This window comes from Pseudarthrobacter sp. NS4 (genome assembly GCF_024758005.1).
Lineage (GTDB): Bacteria > Actinomycetota > Actinomycetes > Actinomycetales > Micrococcaceae > Arthrobacter.
Genome location: NZ_CP103288.1, coordinates 703,950 through 723,911, shown reverse-complemented (window position 1 = coordinate 723,911; position 19,962 = coordinate 703,950). Strand labels below are relative to the sequence as shown.

General features: G+C 65.1%; 22 protein-coding genes. 4 read left to right on the top strand and 18 right to left on the bottom strand.

Translation table 11 applies throughout. The features are described 5' to 3' along the window. Nucleotides 1-116: 116 nt before the first annotated feature. On the bottom strand, nt 117-1,250 hold the full coding sequence (locus NXY83_RS03435) for an acyl-CoA dehydrogenase family protein (protein WP_258806054.1): 1,134 nt from the start codon (nt 1,248-1,250) through the stop codon (nt 117-119). A gap of 128 nt (nt 1,251-1,378) precedes the next feature. Here NXY83_RS03435 and NXY83_RS03430 point away from each other — a divergent pair, with 128 nt between their 5' ends. After that, nucleotides 1,379-1,885: a MarR family winged helix-turn-helix transcriptional regulator gene (locus NXY83_RS03430; RefSeq protein WP_258804704.1), complete on the top strand. Its 507-nt coding sequence runs from the start codon at nt 1,379-1,381 to the stop codon at nt 1,883-1,885. A 33-nt stretch (nt 1,886-1,918) separates the two neighbouring features. Here the strand turns inward: NXY83_RS03430 and NXY83_RS03425 are convergent, their stop codons facing one another. After that, nucleotides 1,919-2,575, bottom strand: a complete 657-nt coding sequence (locus NXY83_RS03425; RefSeq protein WP_258804703.1) for a DedA family protein — start codon at nt 2,573-2,575, stop codon at nt 1,919-1,921. A gap of 97 nt (nt 2,576-2,672) precedes the next feature. Continuing rightward, entirely contained in the window at nt 2,673-3,257 is a 585-nt protein-coding gene (locus tag NXY83_RS03420) for a helix-turn-helix domain-containing protein (RefSeq protein WP_258804702.1), read from the bottom strand. 65 nt (nt 3,258-3,322) lie between these two features. On the opposite strand from NXY83_RS03420, the gene NXY83_RS03415 reads away from it, so the two are divergent. After that, on the top strand, nt 3,323-4,300 hold the full coding sequence (locus tag NXY83_RS03415; protein ID WP_258804701.1) for an NAD(P)/FAD-dependent oxidoreductase: 978 nt from the start codon (nt 3,323-3,325) through the stop codon (nt 4,298-4,300). Here the strand turns inward: NXY83_RS03415 and NXY83_RS03410 are convergent. From NXY83_RS03410 to NXY83_RS03395, 4 genes are read right to left on the bottom strand one after another with little or no spacing between them, the layout of a single operon-like run. Continuing rightward, the gene (locus NXY83_RS03410) at nt 4,287-5,063 is read right to left on the bottom strand and encodes an enoyl-CoA hydratase (RefSeq protein ID WP_258804700.1); all 777 of its coding nucleotides are present in this window, start codon (nt 5,061-5,063) and stop codon (nt 4,287-4,289) included. The two genes, NXY83_RS03415 and NXY83_RS03410, sit on opposite strands and share 14 nt — an antisense overlap. After that, a complete protein-coding gene (gene mmsB / locus NXY83_RS03405) occupies nt 5,060-6,061 on the bottom strand; it encodes a 3-hydroxyisobutyrate dehydrogenase (RefSeq protein ID WP_258804699.1) in 1,002 nt (333 codons plus the stop codon). Before mmsB ends, NXY83_RS03410 begins: the two co-directional genes overlap by 4 nt. Beyond that, nucleotides 6,054-7,181: an enoyl-CoA hydratase/isomerase family protein gene (locus NXY83_RS03400; protein WP_258804698.1), complete on the bottom strand. Its 1,128-nt coding sequence runs from the start codon at nt 7,179-7,181 to the stop codon at nt 6,054-6,056. The genes mmsB and NXY83_RS03400 overlap by 8 nt, the downstream gene beginning before the upstream one ends. Further along, nucleotides 7,181-8,680: a CoA-acylating methylmalonate-semialdehyde dehydrogenase gene (locus NXY83_RS03395; RefSeq protein ID WP_258804697.1), complete on the bottom strand. Its 1,500-nt coding sequence runs from the start codon at nt 8,678-8,680 to the stop codon at nt 7,181-7,183. Before NXY83_RS03395 ends, NXY83_RS03400 begins: the two co-directional genes overlap by 1 nt. Before the next feature lie 160 nt (nt 8,681-8,840). Here NXY83_RS03395 and NXY83_RS03390 point away from each other — a divergent pair, with 160 nt between their 5' ends. Together NXY83_RS03390 and NXY83_RS03385 are read left to right on the top strand one after the other, a co-directional pair. After that, nucleotides 8,841-9,647 carry an exodeoxyribonuclease III gene (locus NXY83_RS03390; RefSeq protein ID WP_258804696.1) on the top strand — a complete coding sequence of 269 codons (807 nt, stop codon included), beginning with the start codon at nt 8,841-8,843 and terminating at the stop codon, nt 9,645-9,647. Between the two features lie 34 nt (nt 9,648-9,681). Beyond that, nucleotides 9,682-10,566, top strand: coding sequence for a hypothetical protein (locus tag NXY83_RS03385; protein ID WP_258804695.1), 885 nt, complete (start codon nt 9,682-9,684; stop codon nt 10,564-10,566). Nucleotides 10,567-10,572: 6 nt separating this feature from the next. Here the strand turns inward: NXY83_RS03385 and NXY83_RS03380 are convergent, their stop codons facing one another. The 11 genes from NXY83_RS03380 to NXY83_RS03330 form a co-directional block, all read right to left on the bottom strand. Then, complete coding sequence (locus NXY83_RS03380; protein WP_258806053.1) at nt 10,573-11,625, bottom strand: LacI family DNA-binding transcriptional regulator; 1,053 nt, start codon at nt 11,623-11,625, stop codon at nt 10,573-10,575. A gap of 157 nt (nt 11,626-11,782) precedes the next feature. After that, the gene (locus NXY83_RS03375; protein WP_258804694.1) at nt 11,783-12,037 is read right to left on the bottom strand and encodes a hypothetical protein; all 255 of its coding nucleotides are present in this window, start codon (nt 12,035-12,037) and stop codon (nt 11,783-11,785) included. Then, nucleotides 12,034-12,927 (bottom strand): carbohydrate ABC transporter permease, encoded by an 894-nt coding sequence (locus tag NXY83_RS03370; RefSeq protein ID WP_258804693.1) that lies wholly within the window; start codon nt 12,925-12,927, stop codon nt 12,034-12,036. The genes NXY83_RS03375 and NXY83_RS03370 overlap by 4 nt, the downstream gene beginning before the upstream one ends. After that, nucleotides 12,924-13,961 (bottom strand): carbohydrate ABC transporter permease, encoded by a 1,038-nt coding sequence (locus NXY83_RS03365; protein ID WP_258804692.1) that lies wholly within the window; start codon nt 13,959-13,961, stop codon nt 12,924-12,926. Before NXY83_RS03365 ends, NXY83_RS03370 begins: the two co-directional genes overlap by 4 nt. Before the next feature lie 7 nt (nt 13,962-13,968). After that, a complete protein-coding gene (locus tag NXY83_RS03360) occupies nt 13,969-15,255 on the bottom strand; it encodes an ABC transporter substrate-binding protein (protein ID WP_258804691.1) in 1,287 nt (428 codons plus the stop codon). A gap of 353 nt (nt 15,256-15,608) precedes the next feature. Continuing rightward, the gene (locus NXY83_RS03355) at nt 15,609-16,220 is read right to left on the bottom strand and encodes a hypothetical protein (protein WP_258804690.1); all 612 of its coding nucleotides are present in this window, start codon (nt 16,218-16,220) and stop codon (nt 15,609-15,611) included. Then, nucleotides 16,217-16,870, bottom strand: coding sequence for a hypothetical protein (locus tag NXY83_RS03350; protein WP_397427555.1), 654 nt, complete (start codon nt 16,868-16,870; stop codon nt 16,217-16,219). Before NXY83_RS03350 ends, NXY83_RS03355 begins: the two co-directional genes overlap by 4 nt. Further along, nucleotides 16,867-17,247, bottom strand: a complete 381-nt coding sequence (locus tag NXY83_RS03345) for a hypothetical protein (RefSeq protein ID WP_258804689.1) — start codon at nt 17,245-17,247, stop codon at nt 16,867-16,869. The genes NXY83_RS03350 and NXY83_RS03345 overlap by 4 nt, the downstream gene beginning before the upstream one ends. Next, the gene (locus NXY83_RS03340; protein ID WP_258804688.1) at nt 17,244-17,435 is read right to left on the bottom strand and encodes a hypothetical protein; all 192 of its coding nucleotides are present in this window, start codon (nt 17,433-17,435) and stop codon (nt 17,244-17,246) included. The genes NXY83_RS03345 and NXY83_RS03340 overlap by 4 nt, the downstream gene beginning before the upstream one ends. Then, nucleotides 17,432-17,893 carry an Asp23/Gls24 family envelope stress response protein gene (locus NXY83_RS03335; RefSeq protein ID WP_258804687.1) on the bottom strand — a complete coding sequence of 154 codons (462 nt, stop codon included), beginning with the start codon at nt 17,891-17,893 and terminating at the stop codon, nt 17,432-17,434. Before NXY83_RS03335 ends, NXY83_RS03340 begins: the two co-directional genes overlap by 4 nt. A 143-nt stretch (nt 17,894-18,036) precedes the next feature. Further along, nucleotides 18,037-19,632 carry a glycoside hydrolase family 68 protein gene (locus tag NXY83_RS03330; RefSeq protein WP_258804686.1) on the bottom strand — a complete coding sequence of 532 codons (1,596 nt, stop codon included), beginning with the start codon at nt 19,630-19,632 and terminating at the stop codon, nt 18,037-18,039. Between the last annotated feature and the right edge of the window lie 330 nt (nt 19,633-19,962).

Genomic DNA, 19,962 nt, shown 5'->3' with positions numbered 1-19,962 from the left:
CGATTCCCTTCCCGCATCCACAAGGGAGCAGCACCAGAACAGTAAGTAGGCTTACCTCTTTGATGCTAGCGGGACTGCGCCCCGTGGGACAACGCTCCATGCATGTCCTGCACAACTCAGGTGAACGCCGAGATACCCGTGACCGCCCGGCCCACCAGAAGCGAGTTGATCTCGTAACTGCCCTCGTAGGTGTACAGGATTTCGGCGTCCCCAAACAGTTTGGCCATTTCGTAGTCGCTGCTGATGCCGTTGCCGCCCAGCAGGGAACGTCCCATTCCTACGGAGGCGCGGGCCAATCGGGTGGTAGTGGCTTTCGCCATCGCCGCCTGCGGCATGTCCAGTTTTCCTTCCGCCTGATTCCGTGCCAGTTGCACCATGAGCGAGAGCGACGCGGAGGCGTTGCCCAGGATGTCGGCGAGCTGTTGCTGGACCAGCTGGAACCCTGCAAGCTGCCGGCCGAACTGACGGCGCTCAAGGGTGTATTTCCGGGCGACGTCGAAAGCCGCGAGCTGAATGCCTGCGGCCTGCCAGCCCACCCAGGCGCGCGAATCGCGCAGCAGCCCATTGGCTGACGCAAAGTCCCCTGCCCCGGGGAGCAGGTTGGCAGCCGGAATACGGACGTCCTCCAACAGGATGTCGGCATTCTGCATGATCCGCAGGCCAATCTTGTTGGAGATCCTGGTGGCCTTGTAGCCGGGACGGTCGGTCTCCACGATGAAACCCTTGATATGCCGGTCCGCCTCATCCCGGGCCCAAACCAGGGCGAAGTCGGCCATGGTCCCGGCACCGATCCAGCGTTTGGCCCCGTTCAAAATCCATTCGGAGCCCTCCAGCCGGGCGGAGGTCTCCAGCGCCCTGGAGATGTCCGAGCCGTGGTCCGGCTCCGTAAGGGCGAAGGCCCCCAGCCGGGTGAAGCTTTTGAGCCCTGGCAGCCAGCGGCGCTTCTGCTCGTCGGACCCCAGCTGGCTGATCATGCCCACGATCAGCTCATTATGGATTCCTGCCAGCGCCGAGAGGGAAACGTCGGCACGGGCCAGCTCTACGTACATCAGCCCCTTGAACAGAACCGAGCTTCCGTCCAACTGCAGCGCGCCCAGACCATGCCTGCCCATGTCCGCCAGTAGCTCGAAGGGGAATTCCTCGCGGTTCCAGTATGCGATCGACGCCTGCCGTACGGAGCCCTGGAGAAACTCCCGGAGGCGGGCATACCGTTCCCGCTCAGCTGGAGGCAGGAGCTCCACGACGTGCATCAGGTCTGCGTCCGGAAAGGGCGGCTCACCGCCGCCACGTTCATGGGGCTGCACGGGCACTGGTCCCTTCCCTCGCCAAACCGTTGGATGTCCTAGTATATTCACAGGCTTTTCGGAAAGGGGCTGGTATGGGCACTCCGCTGTCCCGCGATCCCATCGCTGAAGCCCGGCGCAACTGGGAAGAGCATGGCTGGGCAGAAGTGGCAGGGCCCATGGCAGCCATCACGGCTGTTATGCGGACCCAGCAGATCCTCCTGGCAAGGATCGAGGCAACACTGAAACCGTTCGGCCTCACGTTTGCCCGCTACGAACTCCTGGCACTGCTGAGCTTCACAAGGAAAGGCTCACTCCCCATGAAGAAGGCCAGTGCCCTGCTACAGGTCCACCCCACCTCCGTCACCAACGCGGTGGACAGGCTTGAACGTGCCGGGTTGGTGGCCCGCTCGCCGCATCCCACGGATGGCCGCACCACGCTCATTGAACTCACCGGCGAGGGGCGAAGCGTGGCGAAGCGTTCGACGGCGGCCCTGAACAATGAGGTGTTCAGGGATCCCGGGTTCAGCCCCGGCGACGTGGACCAGTTGATCCGGATCCTGGGAGATTTCCGGCGGAATGCGGGCGACTTCGCGGAGTAACGGAGGGCGGATCAACGGAGCTGCGTCCAGGCGTCAGCGGCGTTCCCTCGCCCGTTTGACCCGCCTGACAACAAGCAGGATGACAGTGAGGGCCAGCGCTGCGTAGACCGCGTAATTGAGGAACCGGGAGTACTCCTCGATGAGCCGGTACTGTGTGCCCAACAGGTACCCCAGTCCGAGCAGGGCGCCGTTCCACAGCCCACTGCCGGCCAGGGTATACAGGCTGAATGTCCCCAGCGGCATGGCGGCGGCGCCCGCCGGAAGGGAGATCAGGCTGCGCACGCCGGGAAGCAGCCGGCCGAAGAAGATGGACGACCTGCCGTGGCGGCGGAACCACCCGGCCGCGTGTTCGAAGTCCTCGCGGTCCACCAGGGGAAGTTTGGACAGGCCCCGGATGGACCGCTCCAGTCCCAGCTTTGCCCCAAGCCAGTAGAGGAACAGCGCCCCCAGGTAGGCCCCAAGGGTGCTGGTGAAATAAACGAGGAGCAGGTTCAGGGAGCCCTGGTTGGCGAGGTAACCGGCCAGCGGCAGGACCACTTCGCTCGGAATGGGCGGCACCACGGTTTCGGCGAGGGTGAGGGCACCCACACCCCATTCACCGAGGCTCTCGATGGCCCGCGCGGCCAGGCCGACCAGTCCGCCGAGCCCGTCATCAGCCGGGCCTGCAGCGCCCGTGGCTGCTTTCCACATATGCCTCTCCCCCCATCCCCGCTGCATCGCCTGCGCGTTTTTTGCGGGTCTTTTCTACCTTACGGTCCCGGGCGCAGGCTGGCAGCCCTTGGAGCACCTACCCCTTCAATTCAGGCTTGGCCCTGACGTGCATCCGTTCCCCCTGTGTCCCGAAGAGGCTGAGGAATTCCACGGGCCGGCCGTCCGCCCTGCCGAACCAATGGGGTATCCGGGTGTCGAATTCGGCGGCTTCTCCTGCTGCCAGGACCACGTCCCGGGTTCCCAGCACCATGCGCAGGTTCCCGTTCAGCACATACAGCCACTCGTAGCCTTCATGGACCTGGGGGTTGGGCTCCTCCAGGCGGCCGGCGGGCAGGATGTGCTTGTACGCCTGGATGCCCCCGGGCTTGCGGGTCAGCGGAATGATGGTCATACCCCTCCGCACGATCGGCCGCAGGTGCACGCGGGGATCACCGGTTTCCGGCGCGCCCACGAGTTCGTCCAAAGGCACCTGGTGGGCCTTGGCCAGCGGCAGGAGCAATTCAAGGTTGGCCCGGCGCTGCCCGGACTCGAGCCGGGAAAGAGTGCTCACGGAAATCCCGGTAGCTTGGGACAGCGCTGTCAGCGTGACGTCGCGGGTCAGCCGGAGTGCCTTCAGCCTCGGCCCGACAGCCGCCAGGACGTCGTCGAGGTTTTCATCCATGCAGCCATTTTGCCATAGCAGCAAAATCGTTTGCCACCTGCGCCGGTGCGGAAGAGCATGGAGTCATGACTGAATCAAGCAACTTTTTGTACGACGTAGTAATAGTCGGGGGTGGCGCTGCCGGTCTGAGCGCGGCCCAGATGCTGGGCCGCACCCGCCGCTCCGTGGTGGTGGTGGACGGCGGTGAACCACGTAACGCCCCGGCCCGGGGAGTCCACGGGTTCCTGTCCCGCGACGGGGTCAGCCCTGCGGAACTGCTGGCCATCGGGCGTGCCGAGGCGGAGCATTACGGGGCAGTGATCATCCAGGGTGAGGCAGTCGCTTCCAGCGGCGACCTGCACCTGGGCTTCGAGGTAACGCTCGACGACGGAAGGCAGCTCCGCGGCCGGCGCCTCCTGGTGGCCACGGGCCTGGTGGATGAGCTGCCCGAGATCCCGGGGCTTCGGGAACGCTGGGGCAAGGATGTGCTCCACTGCCCCTTCTGCCACGGCTGGGAAGTGCGGGACCAGGCCATCGGCATCCTTGGCAGCGGCCCGTGGTCGGTGCACCAGAGCCTGCTGTTCCGGCAGTGGAGCAGCAACATCACCCTGTTCCTCAATGACAAAACCCTTCCGTCCGACGCAGAGCACGAACAATTGGCCGCCCGCGGGGTCAAGGTAGTGGCAGGCGCCGTGGAAAGTGTCAGGGTGGAAAACAATGCCCTGCGCGGGCTGGCGTTGGCGGGCGGGCCGGAGGTGGCCGTGGACGCCGTTGTGGTGGGGGCCCGTGTCCATGCACGCGTGGCGGCGTTCGCCGGCCTGGGACTCTCAGCCTCGCCGCACCCCATGGGCATCGGTGACTACCTCGAAACTGACGCCGATGGCGCCACGGCGGTGCCCGGCGTATGGGCGGCGGGAAACGCCACCGATATGAAAGCCCAGGTGCTGGCATCCGCGGCGGCCGCGGCGTGGACCGCCGTCGCTATTAATAACCACCTGATGGCGGAAGAACTGGAGCGCGACGTCAGCGCCTACCGGCAGTCCCTGGCGCTTACCGGTGCTTAAAGTCCGGCTCGCGCTTCTCCGTGAACGCCGCCATGCCTTCTTTCTGGTCCTCCGTGGCAAACAGGGAATGGAAGAGCCGACGCTCGAACAGGACCCCCTGGGCGAGCCCGGTTTCGAAGGCGGCGTTCACGGCCTCCTTGGCCGCCATGGCCACGGGCTTCGATTTGCCCGCGATAACCTCCGCCGCCTCGAGTGCCTTGGCCACCACGTCCCCGGCAGGAACCACCCGGGACACCAGACCGCACCGGTCGGCTTCCTCCGCCCCGATGAACCGTCCCGTAAGGATCAGGTCCATGGCCTTGGCCTTGCCCACTGCCCGGGTCAGCCGCTGGGAGCCGCCCATCCCGGGAAGCACGCCCAGGTTAATTTCCGGCTGCCCGAACTTGGCGTTGTCGCCGGCGATTATCAGATCGCACATCATGGCCAGTTCACAGCCGCCGCCAAGGGCGAAACCTGATACGGCGGCGATGGTGGGAATGCGCAGCCGGGTGAAATCCTCCCAGCCCCGGAACCAGTCGGCCGCGTACATGTCCATGTAGCCCTGGGCCGCCATCTCCTTGATGTCGGCACCGGCGGCGAAGGCCTTCCCGGATCCGGTGATCACTACCGCGCCTGTCCCGGGATCAGAGTCCATGGCGGTAACGGCGGAGACCAACTCCTCCATGGTGGCTTTGTTCAGTGCGTTCAGCGCCTGCGGTCGGTTGAGCGTTACCAGCCCTACCCGGCCCCGCTGCTCCACCAGGATGTTGGCGTACTCCGTCATTCAGGGCTCCCATCGTCGTGCGCTGTTGCGGCCGTGGCGGGCGCCGGCGGCACCGCGTGTGCCCCATCGGGGGCGCTCGGGGCCTGGTTCCCGGACTTCTCCCGGATGTCTGTAATGATCGCGGAGAAGTCCCGGCCGGCGCCGCCTTCCGCGGCAAACCTATCGTAGATTTCGGCGGCGAGCGGGCCCATCCGGCCTGCCACCCCGGTGCTGCGGAGGGCGTTGACCGCGAGGTTGAGGTCCTTGGCCATCAGGGCACCGGCAAAACCGGGCTGGTAGTCCCGGTTGGCCGGGCTGGTGGGAACCGGACCGGGCACCGGGCAGTTGGTGGTCAGGGCCCAGCACTGCCCGGAAGCTGCCGAAGCAACATCGAAGAGGGCCTGGTGGCTCAGGCCCAGCTTTTCGCCAAGGACAAAGGCCTCGCTGACGGCGATCATGGACACACCCAGGATCAGGTTGTTGCAGACCTTTGCCGCCTGGCCTGCTCCGTGGGCTCCGCAGTGCACCACGCGTTTGCCCATCACGTCAAGGAGCGGGCGGACCGCGGCGAAGTCCCGGGCGTCGCCGCCCACCATGAATGTCAGTGTTCCCGCTTCCGCCCCCACCACGCCGCCTGAAACGGGGGCGTCCACGGAGCGGTGGCCGGCGTCGATGGCCAGGCGGGCCGCTTCGCGTGCTTCATCCACATTGATGGTGGAGCAATCCAGGAACATGGTTCCGGGGGCCGCTGCCGCAAGCAGCCCCGGCTGTGCGGGGGTTCCGCGGTAGGCGTCCAGCACGTGCTGCCCGCCGGGGAACATGGTCAGCACCACGTCTGCACCGGCCAATGCCCCGGTGGCGCTGCCGGCGACGGGGATTCCCTGGGCCCTGGCTGATTCGAGGGCGGCGGGGACAACGTCGAATCCGGTCACGCCATAGCCGGCCTTCACCAGGTTCGCGGCCATGGGGCCGCCCATGTGCCCGAGGCCCAGGAAAGCAACGGCGTACTTTTCAGACATGGTTTGTCTCCTTTGGTTGCAGTCCTCCGGCTGCGCGAAGGTCCAACTCCCTGCCTTCCAGCGGTTCGAAAAAGCGGGCAACGTCTTCCGGGAGCACCTCGCCGAGTGTCGGTGGCTTCCAGCGGGGGGTGCGGTCCTTGTCCACCACCTGCGCGCGGATGCCTTCGCGGAAATCGGGGCCGGACAGGAAGCGGAGGCCGGCCCGGTATTCCTGGGCCAGCGCCTCATCCAGCGTCAGGCTCTTCGCCCGCCGCAGGGATTCCAGCGTGACCTTCACGGAGGTGGGTGACTTTTCTTCGATGGTGGCGGCCGCCAGCGCGGCGTCCGCGCTGCCTTCTCCTTTCCAGGCGCGCAGCCGGCGGACGATGTCCTCGGCCCCGGCCCCGGCGTAGCAGGCATCGATCCAGTCCCTGTGTCCGGCCAGCGCGGAGGGTGGAGGTTCTTCATTGAAGCGTCCGACGGCGGTTTCCGGGCTTTCGCCCTCCAGCGCGGCGACGAGTCCGGGCAGCCGGGCCGAGGGGACGTAATGGTCGGCGAGGCCCAGGTACAGCGCGTCCTGCCCACTCAGGTGCGCACCGGTCAGGGCCGCGTGGGTCCCCGCCTCGCCCGGTGCGCGGGCGAGCAGGAAGGTCCCGCCCACGTCGGGAGCGAATCCGATGGTGGTTTCCGGCATGCCCGTACGGGTGCGTTCGGTGACCACCCGGACGGAGCCGTGGGCGGAGATTCCCACGCCTCCGCCGAGCACCAGCCCATCCATCAGCGGGACGTACGGCTTGGGGTAGCGCGCTATCAGGGAGTTCACCCGGTACTCGGTTTGCCAGAAATCCGCGGTCCGGTTACCGCCCCGCAGCATATCCTCGTAGATCGCCACGATGTCGCCGCCCGCGCACAGGCCACGCTCGCCGGCGCCACGGACCAGGACGGTGGCCACGCCGTCGTCGTCCGCCCAGGCAGTCAGCTGTTCCAGGAGCATGCCCACCATCCCGGCGGTAAGTGCGTTGACCGCCCTGGGCCTGTTGAGGGTGATCACTGCCAAACGGCCGCGGCGTTCGAACAGCACTTCTGCGCTGCCCGCAGCCCCTGGCGGTATGTTTGTTCCGCTTTGGGAGGCGCCGGTCATCAGCTTCCCTCCGGCATCACGAAGCTGGCCCCATGGCGTATTCCGGACGGCCAGCGCGTGGTGACGGTCTTGGTCTTGGTATAGAAGCGGAAGGCGTCCGCACCGTGCTGGTTCAGGTCCCCGAAGCCGGACGCTTTCCAGCCCCCGAACGTGTAGTAGGCCAGCGGCACAGGGATGGGGACGTTAATTCCCACCATGCCCACGTCCACCCGGGTGGCGAAATCGCGGGCAGCATCGCCGTCGCGGGTGAAGATGGCAACACCGTTGCCGAACGGGTTGTCAGTGCACAACCGCAGGGCTTCGTCGTAGCCCGGCGCCCGGACAATGCTGAGGACGGGGCCGAAGATCTCGTCCCGGTAGACGGCCATGTCCGGGGTGACGTGGTCGAAGAGGGTGGGTCCCACCCAGAAGCCGTCCTCATAGCCCGGCACCCTGAGTCCCCTGCCGTCCGCCAAGAGGGTGGCGCCGTCGTCCACGCCCGCCCGGATGTAGCCCTCGATACGTTCCTTGGCGGCGGCCGATACCACCGGCCCGAAGTCCGAGTCCGCTTCCAGGCTGTGGCCTACCTTGAGGGCCTTGACGCGTTCCTGGAGCCTTGCGACCAGCCGCTCAGCGGTCTCCTCTCCCACCGGCACGGCCACGGAGATGGCCATGCAGCGTTCACCTGCGGAGCCGTACCCGGAGCCGATCAGGGCGTCCGCGGCCTGGTCCAGGTCGGCGTCCGGCATAACCACCATGTGGTTCTTGGCCCCGCCAAAGCACTGGGCCCGCTTGCCGTGTGCGGCGGCCGTTGCATAGATGTACTGGGCGATGGGAGTGGAACCCACAAAGCCCACCGCTTTGACGCGCGGGTCCTCCAGCAGGGCGTCCACGGCTTCCTTGTCGCCGTTGACCACGTTGAACACCCCGTCCGGGACGCCCGCCTCGCTGTACAGTTCTGCCAGCCGGAGCGGTACCGAGGGGTCCCGCTCGGAGGGCTTGAGGATAAAGGCGTTGCCTGCAGCCAGGGCAGGGCCTGATTTCCAGAGCGGGATCATGGCGGGGAAGTTGAAGGGCGTAATGCCGGCCACAACGCCCAGCGGCTGGCGCAGCGAATGGATGTCGATCCCCGCCCCTGCGTCGCTCGAGAAGTCACCTTTGAGCAGATGGGGAGCTCCGGCCGCGAACTCCACTACTTCCAGCCCGCGCTGAATATCTGCCCGGGAGTCCGCAAGGGTCTTTCCGTGCTCAGAGGACAACAACCGCGCCAGCTCATCCATGTTGCGGTTCACCAGCTCAACGAAGGCGAGCAGGATCCTGCCGCGCTTTTGCGGGTTGGTCGCCGCCCACTCCGCCTGCGCCTTCCCGGCAGTGGCTATGGCGTTCTGCACCTCGTCCCGGCCGGCCAGCGGAACGCGGGCCCGGACCTGGCCGGTGCATGGATCGAAGACGTCGCCAAAGCGTCCTGACGTTCCGGCCGCCTGCTGACCGCCGACGTAATGGGAAAGCTCGCGCACCATGGCTGATGCTCCTTCGCATGTGGTCCAGGTCATTTCTGGTTGCGAATATACTCGGACTTCCTACTAAATTCCATCCGCTTGTTCCCGCCTGTCGGAGCTTCAGGCCGTGCTTTTACCTGTGCTTTACCTCCGGCGGTGCGCCCACGGTAAGTTAGGAACTGTGAAGATAGCTACCTGGAATGTGAATTCGCTCCGTGCCCGCGCAGACCGCGTTGAAGCCTGGCTTCAGCGCAGTGACTGCGACGTCCTGGCCATCCAGGAGACCAAGTGCAAGGACGACAACTTCCCCTGGGAACTGTTTGAGCGAATGGGCTACGAGGTGGCCCATTTCGGAGTGAACCAGTGGAACGGGGTGGCAATCGCATCCCGCGTGGGCCTCGAAGATGTGGAACGGACCTTCCTTGACCAGCCCGCCTTCGGCAAGGCCGGCAAGGACCCGGTGCAGGAAGCCAGGGCCATGGCTGCCACGTGCGCCGGCGTCCGGATCTGGAGCCTCTACGTCCCCAACGGCCGGTCCCTGGATGATGAGCACATGCCGTACAAGCTCAAGTGGCTGGAGAGCCTCAAGACGCATGCACAGGGACTTGTCACTGAGAACCCCCAGGCCCAGGTGGCGCTGATGGGCGACTGGAACATCGCACCCTTCGATGAAGACGTCTGGGACATCGACCTGTTCGTGAACAACAGGTACACCCACGTCAGCCCGCCGGAGCGGGCTGCCTTCCATGCCTTCGAATCCGTAGGCTTCACGGATGTGGTCCGGCCGTATACCCCCGGCCCCGGCGTCTACACCTACTGGGACTACACCCAGCTCCGCTTCCCCAAACGCGAAGGCATGCGGATCGACTTCGTCCTGGCCTCTCCCGCCCTGGCGGGCAGGGTCACCGGCGCTTCGATCGACCGCGAGGAACGCAAGGGCAAGGGCGCTTCGGACCACGCCCCCGTGCTGGTGGAACTGGCGGACTGATGACGGATACCTGGACCCACGCAAGGAGACCGTGATGACGGGAAACCTCTACCGGGGCCAGGCCGGCCTGCCGTTTTCCTCAACCCTGCGCGTCTACGAACCGCTGGACGCGTTTCCGGAACAGCAGCGCGCGGCGATCCAGGCAGCTGGCGCGCACACCGCCTCCCGTGCCGCCGTCGAGAATGCTGAGCTCCTGGCGTCACTGGGCCGGATTACCCGCTCCGGCGGCGACCCGTTCCCCACGGGCCGCACCGACCTGGTCCGTGTCACTACCGCTCCGGCCCCCCAGGGCGAAAAGTCCGACGACGGCGCTGACGCGGAGCCGGTGCTCCTGTACTGTCCCAGCCAGCTGGTCCTGCGGGCCGGCCTCGCGGCCAACGCCCTGATGGAGGGAATCCACGGACCGCTCGCCGAACTGTTGATCCCGGAGGAGCAGCGGGACCGGCACCAGGAACGGATTGACCAGGTCAAAGCCCGCGACGGGTCAATCCGCGTGCACACGCGGGCGTCCACCTGGGGGATCCCGTTCAGCTGGTTCTCGCTGTTCATGGAATCGGACCACAAGGATGTGGTGGAAGCTGCAGGCCGGATCCTCACGGTCCGGGTGTGGGCGCCTGTCACCGAAGCGCTGGAACGCGCACGGTACGCGGTGGCTAACCTCGCGTTGGCTGCTCCGGATCTGGACATGCTGGACGATCTGGCCCAGCTCACGGAGTGGCTGGAGCAGTTCCACGTGGAGTCGATGGTGGAGCTGGACTATGGCGCGGTGGCGGACAAGGTATATCCGGACGAGTCACCGATGGACATCCGGCTGGGCATCGAGTGCCTGGCCGAGGGCGACATGACCGGGGCGGCCGCCGCCTATCGAAGGCTGGCGTCCCGGTGGATCCCCATCCGGCAGCTGGCCCGGGCGTCCTGAGTGCTGTTAGCCCTGCGGCGGGGCAGTAGTCCGCCGGACGATCAGTTCGTGCGGCGCGACGGCGGACTGGACTGATCCCACCTGGCCGTCCAGTTCGTCGAGGAGCATTTTGGTGGCCAGCTCCGCCTGTTCATCCGGCCGCTGCCCCACGGTGGTCAGTCCCATGGCGTCGGCAAAGTCGTGGTTGTCGATGCCGACCACTGAGAGCTCCCCGGGCACATTGACGCCGGTTCGGGATGCTTCAAAGATGACCCCCATGGCCATCTCGTCCGAGGCGCAGAAGATGGCCGTTGGCTTGTCGCCAGGCCTTGACCAGAGGCGGCGGAACGCCTCCTGCCCGCTCCGGACGGTGAAGTCACCCCATTCGTCCCACTCCGGGCGGGTTGGCAGTCCGGCAGCCGTCATGACGTCCTTGAACGCAAGGATGCGCACGCGGGGAACGTCGAAGTTCAGGTCGGTCTCGTCGTCGCCGTGCAGCAGGGCGATGTCCCGGTGGCCCAGGTCGATCAGGTGCCGGACGGCCGTTGAGGCAGCGGCGTAATCATCGATGCCGATGTAGGCACACTCTTCGACGTGGCCGCCCACCACAACCAGCGGGATATCAATCTTCTGCAGATGGTCCAGCTCTTCGTGCGTCAACGCCATACAAAGGACCAGTAGGGCGTCGATCTGCTTATAAACCATGGTCTTGCTGAAAAGCCGTTCGCGGTTGCTGCCATGCCCGCCCAGGTTGAACAATGAAAGGTTGTAATGCCGGGCATGGAGTTCCCGGTCAGCCCCCTCAATTGCTTTGGAAAAGAACCAGCGGCTAACGAACGGAGCCAGGACGCCGATGGTCTTGGTGCGGCCGGTGGCCAGGCCGGAAGCCGAGGATGAGGCCACATATCCCAGGTTTTCGGCAACCTCGAGGATCTTCTCCCGGGTTGCCGGCGAAACCCTTGGCAATCCCCGCACGGCCCGGGACACTGTGGCAGTTGAGACTCCGGCTGCCGCCGCAACGTCTTCGATACTGACGCCGGTATGGCCGCCCCGTTGGGACCTCTCAGTTATGCGTGCCACCATGTCCCCTCACGTCCGTGCAGCGTAAGGCGTTCGCCCTCCGTCGACCCCCAAGCAATCGTATTTCGTGCGCCCCTCAACCTTGCACTGCTAACCGTGCCGGTTGGCCCGACGGAGTTGCCGGGCTCCTGGCAGTCGTACCAGGAGCCCGGCAGCCCTACCTCCGATCCGGCAACCGTCGCCGGAGCCGCACCATTCCGTAGAGTGCCAGCAGCGTGGCCAACAGCCCCAGCGCCCAGCCGAGCGCCGGTTGCAGCGTAATCTCCATCCACACCGTTACCACGAGCAGCACCAGGGCCCAAAAGCCAAGGAATCCGATGATGATGTCGAAGTCCTCGCCGCTACGGGCCCTGCGGCGCTCGGGCCGGATCAGGCCCTGATCCTGATTGCCCCGCCGGGCCGAACCGGTCACTTGACGGCGCCAGCGGTCAGGCCGGCGATGATCTTACGTTGAAGCACCAGCACCAGGATCACCAAGGGGATGGTAACGATTGTTCCTGCGGCCATGATGGCCGTGTAGGGGATCTGGTTAGGCTGCGCCCCCGCGAAGCTGGCGATGGCTACTGTCACCGGCTGCGTCGCATCGTTGGACAGCTGGCTTGCAATAAGGAATTCGTTCCAGGAGGAAATGAAAGCCAGGATGGCCGTGGTGAAGATGGCCGGCGCGGCCAGCGGCATGATCACCTTCCGGAACGCCTGCCCCTGTGTACACCCGTCCACGCGGGCTGATTCCTCCAATTCCCACGGCATCTCACGGAAGAAGGATGTCAGGGTGTAAACGGTCAGTGGAAGCACGAACGAGATGTTAGGGATGATGAGGGCCTGGTAAGTACCCATCCACCCGATGTTGGTGAAGAGCTGGAACAGCGGGGTGATGAGAGCGACGCCCGGGAACATTGAAGCGCCGAGGATGAAGCCCAGCACCAGGAACTTGAACCGGAAATTGAGCCGGGCCAAGGCGTAAGCCGCAAAGACTCCGATCACCAGGGACACGACCGTTACGACAGAACCAATGATGACGCTGTTGAGCAGTGCCTGCCCAAAGCGGTTGCCGAAGGACGTATCGAACGCGGTAGCGAAGTTGTCCAGCGTGACATGGGTGGGCAGCAGAGAAGTGTCGTAGGTGAAGCCCACTTCGCGGAACGCCGTCACCACCATCCAGTACGCAGGCGCAAGGCACCAGATCAAAATGACGGCGGCACTGATGTAGGTCCGGCCCTGCGCCCATTTCTCCCGGTTCTGGGCGGTCTTCCGCCCCTTGTCCTGCCGCGCGCGCAGTTCCGTGGCTGCTGCCGAGGTCATTTCTTCCCCTTACCGGTTGCGCCGCTTTGTTCCACAACGTTCGCCCCAAGGAAGCGGACGAAAATAAAAGCGACCAGAAAGATGATGATGAAGGTGATGGTGGACAACGCGGCTGCTGAGTTGAACCCTTGCCTGATTTGGTTGATCACCAGGATGGACAGCGTGGTGGTGTTGTTGGCACCGCCGGTGAGGATGTAGGGGAGGTCGAACATCCGAAGTGCGTCCAAGGTGCGGAACAGGATGGCCACCATCAGCGCCGGCTTTACCAGGGGCAGCGTGATCAGGCGGAACCGCTGCCAGGCAGTGGTACCGTCCACCTTCGCCGCTTCATACACGTCCGCGGGGATCATCTGCAGGCCGGCCAGGATCAACAGCGCCATGAACGGCGTGGTCTTCCAGGTGTCGGCGATGATCACGGCCCATTTCGCCGGCCACTCGCTGCCGGTCCAGAGGATGCTGGCGTTAAACATCTTGTTGGCGATGCCCTCGAAGGCGAAAATGAAGAGCCACAGCTGGGCCGTCACGGCGGTGGGGATGGCCCACGGAACCAGGACAGCGGCCCGGACGAGGCTCCGGCCCTTGAAGGTACGCGCCATGATCATTGCCATCCAGAATCCCAGGATGGTTTCCAGGGTGACGGTGACAACGGTGAAGAAAAACGTGGTTGCGGTAGCGTCCCAGAACTGGCCGCCCAAGGTGCCAGGCGGGCAGGCGACGGTGCCGCCGCCGGGCGCGGCACACTGCTGGCCCAGCCAGTTCACGTAATTCTGGATACCGGCGGGACCACCGGCGGTGAACAGGCCGGTTGCCGGATCGAGGCCGGCGTCCTTCTGCAAGGACATGACGATGGCGCTGATGATCGGGTAAACGATCACAATGCCCAGCGCGATGATGGTGGGGGCAAGAAGCCATGCGGCCCACTTGCCCTGGCTGAGGATCTTGTTGTCTTCCCCAACACCTTTAGGGCCGTGGTGGACCGGGGTCCCGCCCGACGCCGGCCCTTTTACCGGCGTCGGGCCCAATTCTGTTGCCATGATGGAACTACGATCCTGCGCCAGCGGACTCGATGGACTTCTGCATATCGGCCAGGGCCTGTTCAGCAGACTTCTCGCCCTTCAGGGCCGCGTAGGAGTTCTCCTGGATAGCCTGGGTGACCGCCGGGTAGAACGGGGTAACCGGGCGGGGTACGGCGTTCTCGATGGAGGTCTTCAGGACGGGCAGGTACGGCAGCTTGGAGACGAGTTCCTGGTCTTCGTAGAGGTCACCAAGGACGGGAGCGAGCGAGCCCTGGGTGGCGAAGAACTTCTGCTGTTCTTCTTCAATCAGGAACTTCACGAAGTCCCGTGCCGTCGCCTTGTTCTTGGAGTAGACGCTGATGGCGGCATTGTGCCCGCCGAGGGAGGATGCACCAGGGCCGTCCTCGCCTGGCAGGGCTGTCATGCCTAGGACGTCCTTCACCACTGAGGAACCTTCAGTGGTGGCCAGATTGTAAACGTAGGGCCAGTTGCGCAGGAAGAGCAGCTTGCCTTCCTGGAAAGCGCGGCGGCTTTCCTCTTCCTGGTAGGTGATGGCTTCGGCCGGGATGTTCCCGTTCTCGAAGGCCTCAACCAGGTTGTTCAGGCCTTGCTCGGCCTCAGGAGTGGTCAGGCTGGGGTTGCCCTGGTCATCCAGCACGGAACCGCCCGCAGAGTTGATCGCCTCGGAAACGTTGACCGTCAGGCCTTCGTACTGCTTGAACTGGCCGGAGTAGCAGCCCATGTTGTTTGCCTCGGCGATGGAGCACATCCCCATCATCTCGTCCCAGGTCTTGGGAGGTTCAGGAACCAGGTCCTTGCGGTAGTAGAGGATGCCGCCGTCAGAGGAAACCGGAGCGGTGTAGAGCTTGCCCTGGTAGCTGCCGGCTTCGATGGTGGGCTCGAGCATGCCGTCCGTCTCGATTGCCATCTCGCCTTCGAGTGGCTGGAGCCACCCACGTGCAGCGAATTCAGCAGTCCAAATGACGTCGACGCTGGCGACGTCATAGTTTTCGTTCTTGGCCTGGAAGTTTTGGACCAGGTCGTCGTGCTGCTGGTCCGCCTGGTCTGTCTGCTCCTTGAACGTGACCTGTTCGTCCGGGTGTGCAGCATTCCACTTCTCCAGGAGGGGGCGGACCACGTTGCTGTTGTCCTTGCCCTGGACGTAGGTGATGGGACCGCGGCCCTCGAGGTTGGCTTCGGCGTCTGCGCCGCCACCGGTTGTTCCGCCCCCGCCGCCGCCGGCACAGGCGGACAATGTCAGGGCCAGGACGCCGGCAGTAGCAGCCGGACCTAGGAATTTAGGGGTTTTCATTGGCTTGAAGCTCCTCGCTGAGTGACAAGTAAGTCGACAGTGTGCTTGCTGGTGAGGTTGATGTGGTGACCATCACAGTAGTAAGGAAACTGCGGGTTATGCAAGCGTTTACATCAAAAAGTTATCTGAGAGGAACCAAATGTCCAACCCGTGCGTTCCTGTCTCCGGCCCCACGCGAGTGGTAAGCGGATGCTGTCGTTTACAGACCTACCCGCGGTCCGGGGTTCGCGTCGCCGCCGGTTCTCTCGGATACTCCGGGGCCCTCTCCAGCGGACCTGAACCTGTCGAAGAGTGGGAAGCAGTGCGGGAGGTTTCCTTGGACTACGCCGTCTGCCTCTGGAAAGAGTGACGTCTCAGCGGACCCGCTCGGCCCGTCCGAAGCGGGTCCGCGCGCCCGCCCCGATATGGACCAGGACAGGTATTTCCCTGCCAACAACCGTTTCAAGCGCAGCCAGCAGCCCGGAGACTTCGGCGGCCAGCAGATGCGGGGCCACCCCTTGGCGCGGCAGGAGCCTTACCTTCAAGGCAGGCGCCCCTTTGATGTCATAGGTGGTGACGGTGGCGCCCGCCAAGTCCGGACGTCCGGCAAGGGCATGCTTGAGGGCCTGCTCAGCCACTCCCCCGCCTATCTGAACGTCCCCGGGAACCTCGCCGGGATCGTACTCGGCAGCCAGCAGGTTTGCGCGTCCCTTGCCCTGCTGGGCGACCCACGCCACCATGAGCCCGATCAACAGCAGCAGAACCAGTGCCAGCACAATCCACAGCCAGCTTTCAGCGCGGCCGGGGAATCTGGTGGCGTTGAACGCCCGGTTGATCCCCTCCCACACTCCCGGGGACCAGGACCGCCACCAGGCCGCAACTGGCGGCACCGCGGCCAGCAGCATCAGCAGGATGCCGACCCCCAGGAGCATCAGGCCCAGGACAGAGAGCAGGATCCGGTTGAGGAGGGTTGGTGTGCTGTTCATGCGCCGATCACCCCTGACGACGCCACGTTAACGCGGATGTCCGGTGATGGATCCAGCCCCATCTGGCCAAGCTCGTCCTGGATGGCAGCCAGAACTGTACCCTCATCCACTGGTACTCCGGACGTGGGCCTGACGTTCACCAGGACCTGCCGTCGGGAAACCACCACCATGACCTGCTCGGGCGTGACGTTCGCCGCCAACCGGGCGCGGCGGGCCAGGGACGAGGCAATGACTTCATCGTCAACCACGACGGCGGGTCCTCCCCCGGATTGGACGGCGCGGGAGAGAACATGGCGGGCGCGCCGGCCGGGCAGAATCCCGTTAAGGAAAAAGACCAGGCCAGCCATGGCAAGCACCGCCCCGATGGCGCCGAGCAGCAACGGCGGTATGCCGGCGGGCAGCGCGACGATACGCTCCGCCGCCACTTGCGGTTCTATGAGCCACGCCGGCTGGCCGATGGCATGCACGCCGGCTTCCAGGAGCCCGTACGCGGCCAGCAGCATGACCAGGACAGCAGCAACTATGGCCACCGCCGCACGCGTTGAATGCGTCTCCCGGTGCACCACCCGGCGCATGTCAGGACCCCGGCCGTCGGGACCGCCCTCCGGATTCGGAGCCCGCCGGGCCCCGGCTTCCACCCTGCTGCTCACTGGACGCGGCCTCCTTCACTGACGGTGGCGCCGCTGATCCTGATATCCACCCGGCTCAAGCGGGCGCCGCTGAGCTCCGTGACAGTTTCCAGGATGCGGGCCTTGGCCTTGACGGTACGGTCCCAGATGGAGCCGCCGGTACGCTCCACCTGCCCAGGATCCAGGGCCACGGCCTTCAAAGGCGGGATGCTGATAGGCGTGACGAGGAACAATGCCAACAGGCCGTCGTCGTCCGCCCAGTCCGCCCGGACATCCTGGGCCTCAACTCCCAGCGCGTTTGCCGCCGCCGCCTTGGCAAGGCTTGTCAGTGCCTGGGTGCTGATCCGGTTGTGGCCGTTTAGCGCCTGCCCCCGCACCGTCGGCACCGGCGTGCTCATGAGGATGAACGCCGGCCGATGATGGCGTCGAGGACGCCGCGCAGGTCCAGCTTTCCTTCGGCGGCGCGGCCCAGGAGTGCCCCAATGGCCATGAAGAGCAGGGAAACCAGGAATCCCCACAGACCAAACTGGAGGGACATGAAAGCGACAAAGGCACCCATGGCGATGCCTGCCACAGTGAGATTCACAGCAGCGCCTCCCTTTCAGCGGCACCCGGGGCAGTTGGTTTCACGGGAGGGGGAACGTAGACATCGGTAACTTCGACGTTTACCTCGATAACCTGCAGTCCCACCAGTTCCTGGACGGCCCGGTACACGGCGGCGCGCACCTGGTTGGCGAGGGCGTGCAGGGGCGTGCCATAGCTCGCCACGAGGGTGATGTCCACGGCCACCTGGGTTTCGCCTACCTCGGCATGGACCCCGGCCGCATGGTCTGCGCCGCCCACGGCGTCGCGGATGGCCCCCAGCGCGCGGGACGGACCCGAGCCCAGGGAGTAGACGCCGGGCACGGAACGGGCGGCGATCCCTGCCACCTTTGCCACCGCGGTTTCCGAAATCACTGTGCGGCCCTGGCCTGGACCAGCGACGGGAACCGGCGCGGCGGCACTGTGGATGCCCCGGTCGGGTTGTGGGTTCTGGTATTCCATCAGGCACTCCCCCTTCTGTTGTTCCAACCCTATCCCTAGCCTGCAGTGATGTGCTGTTAAACACAGGCGGGGACGCCACGAAGGACGTCCCCGCCTGGTTTGTGCCGCCGGTTCGGCAGCGGTGGTACGGCTGGTGCCACAGTTTATTTGTAGTGGCCTTCGCCGCCGACGCGGACGTTGGTGGGCAGGTAGCCGAACGGACCCAGGCCGTTCTGGCCGAAGCTGCGGTCCACCTGGGAAACGCCGTTACGGAAGTTGATCTTCACCGTTGGCGAGAGCGAGCCACCGCGAACGCCGTTGACGTTGTCGATGAAGGACTGCACCAGCCCGCCGGGCTGCACGTAGTGCGAGTAGGCCTGGAACTGCCGGCCGTTCTGGTTGGGGGTCGGTGCCTCCGGCGATTCCGAGGGCAGGTTCAGGTCGGTCGGTGAGCCGAGTGCCAGGCCGCTGTTGTTCATGGGCTGGTAATCGGAACGGACACCATCGCCCACGAAGCCGTAGACGCCGTCGGGGCCACGCATGCCGGCAGCGTAGGTGAACTGGTGGCTGATGGTGAACAGGTAGTACTTGTTCTTGCCGCCTTCATTCTGGATGAAGATCTGCGGACGCTCTGTCTGGTCGTTCACGCAGTTCGCGGAAAGGATGGGCGGCAGGAACGACCACTTGGTGAGGTCCTTGTTGTCCGCCACGGCCAGGCCAACGTTTGCGGTCTGGTAGTAGGCGCCGCTGCTGTTGACCTCGTCAACGGACTCGGCATTGGCATCGCCGGGGCGGTATCCGAGATCCTCGGGCTTGCACTCGTACTCGCCGCGGGTTCCGCCGGTGTTGCCCTCGAACACCATGAAGGTCTTTCCGGGGTGGGCAGGGTCGGCGAACGTGTAGGGGTCGCGGAAGGCGAAGCCCGGGTTCTGTTCCTTGGTCTGGTACATCTCCCCGTCAGGCTCAAGCAGATTCGTGTGCTGGAACCCATCGAAGGTGACGCCATTCTTGTCTGCGTGGATCTTGCCCAGGGCCTTGGCGATGGACGCGTCCGGGGCGATCCCGCCGCCGCCCGCGTTCCGCTCGGCCACGTCGTAGAAAGTGGTGGCCGTGTAGAACACGTTGACCTGGTTCCCCTGCATGAGGCGGGTAGAGCCGGACCATTCGGTGTTGCCGATGGAAGCGCCGTCTGCGAAGACGTGTCCGCCGTAGTTCCACTTGTCCTTGGCCGGATCCGCGTTGGTCTTGCGGAAGAAGTAGCCGATGCGGGCGTTCCAGTGCCGCTGGTCGAAGCCGTAGCCGGCGTGCCGGTCGGCGACCAGGGAGAAGACCACGTCCCACCCCTTGTAGCTGATCTGGTTCGCGTTTTCGTCGGTGAGGGACCAGGTGTCCCAAACCCAGACGTCCTCGTTCATGGTGGGGAAATCCTCGGGGATTTCCGGCATGGTGACGTCCGGGCTCATGGAGTTCTCACCGGGCGCCACGGTGGAATCGCTCTGTGCCATGATCTGCCTGGCATCCGCGCGGGTCCACTTCGAGGTGAAGTCCGACGCCGGGTCATGCGCCTGCTGCGTGTGTTCCGTGGGAAGGGGGAACCCAGGGGTGGGCGCCGGCATCTGCTCGACGGCCGGCGGATCCGCAGGCTCATTGGCCTGGGCCGACGGTACGGCCAGAAAGGCCGAAGCCGCAACGGCCGCCGCCAGCGCTGCGGCGGCTGGGCGCCACCGCAACATTCGGGGTGATTGGGGGTGCTTGTGCATTTTTGCTCTTCTCGCGGAGGTGAAACTGTTCGTGGAAGACGGGCGGATGCCCGGGTTCCCCACACTCCGGCTAACCCCGATAACTCTGCAGGCGTCATCGAGGACGCCGTTGTATCGGGGGCGGGACCTGGGAGGGCCCCGGTGCGGGCCCGGGTGATCTCTGGAGACACCCGGGCCCGTTGTCCACGCTAGAGGGCTGCGAAACGCCATTCCAAACCGTGTTTCAGGCTCAACATCTCTCGTCCACGAATCTATGCAAGCGCTTACGCATTACAAGCCGCGCGCGTGCCATAACGGTTTTGCAAGGTCAAATGTTTCATGCGGGACCTG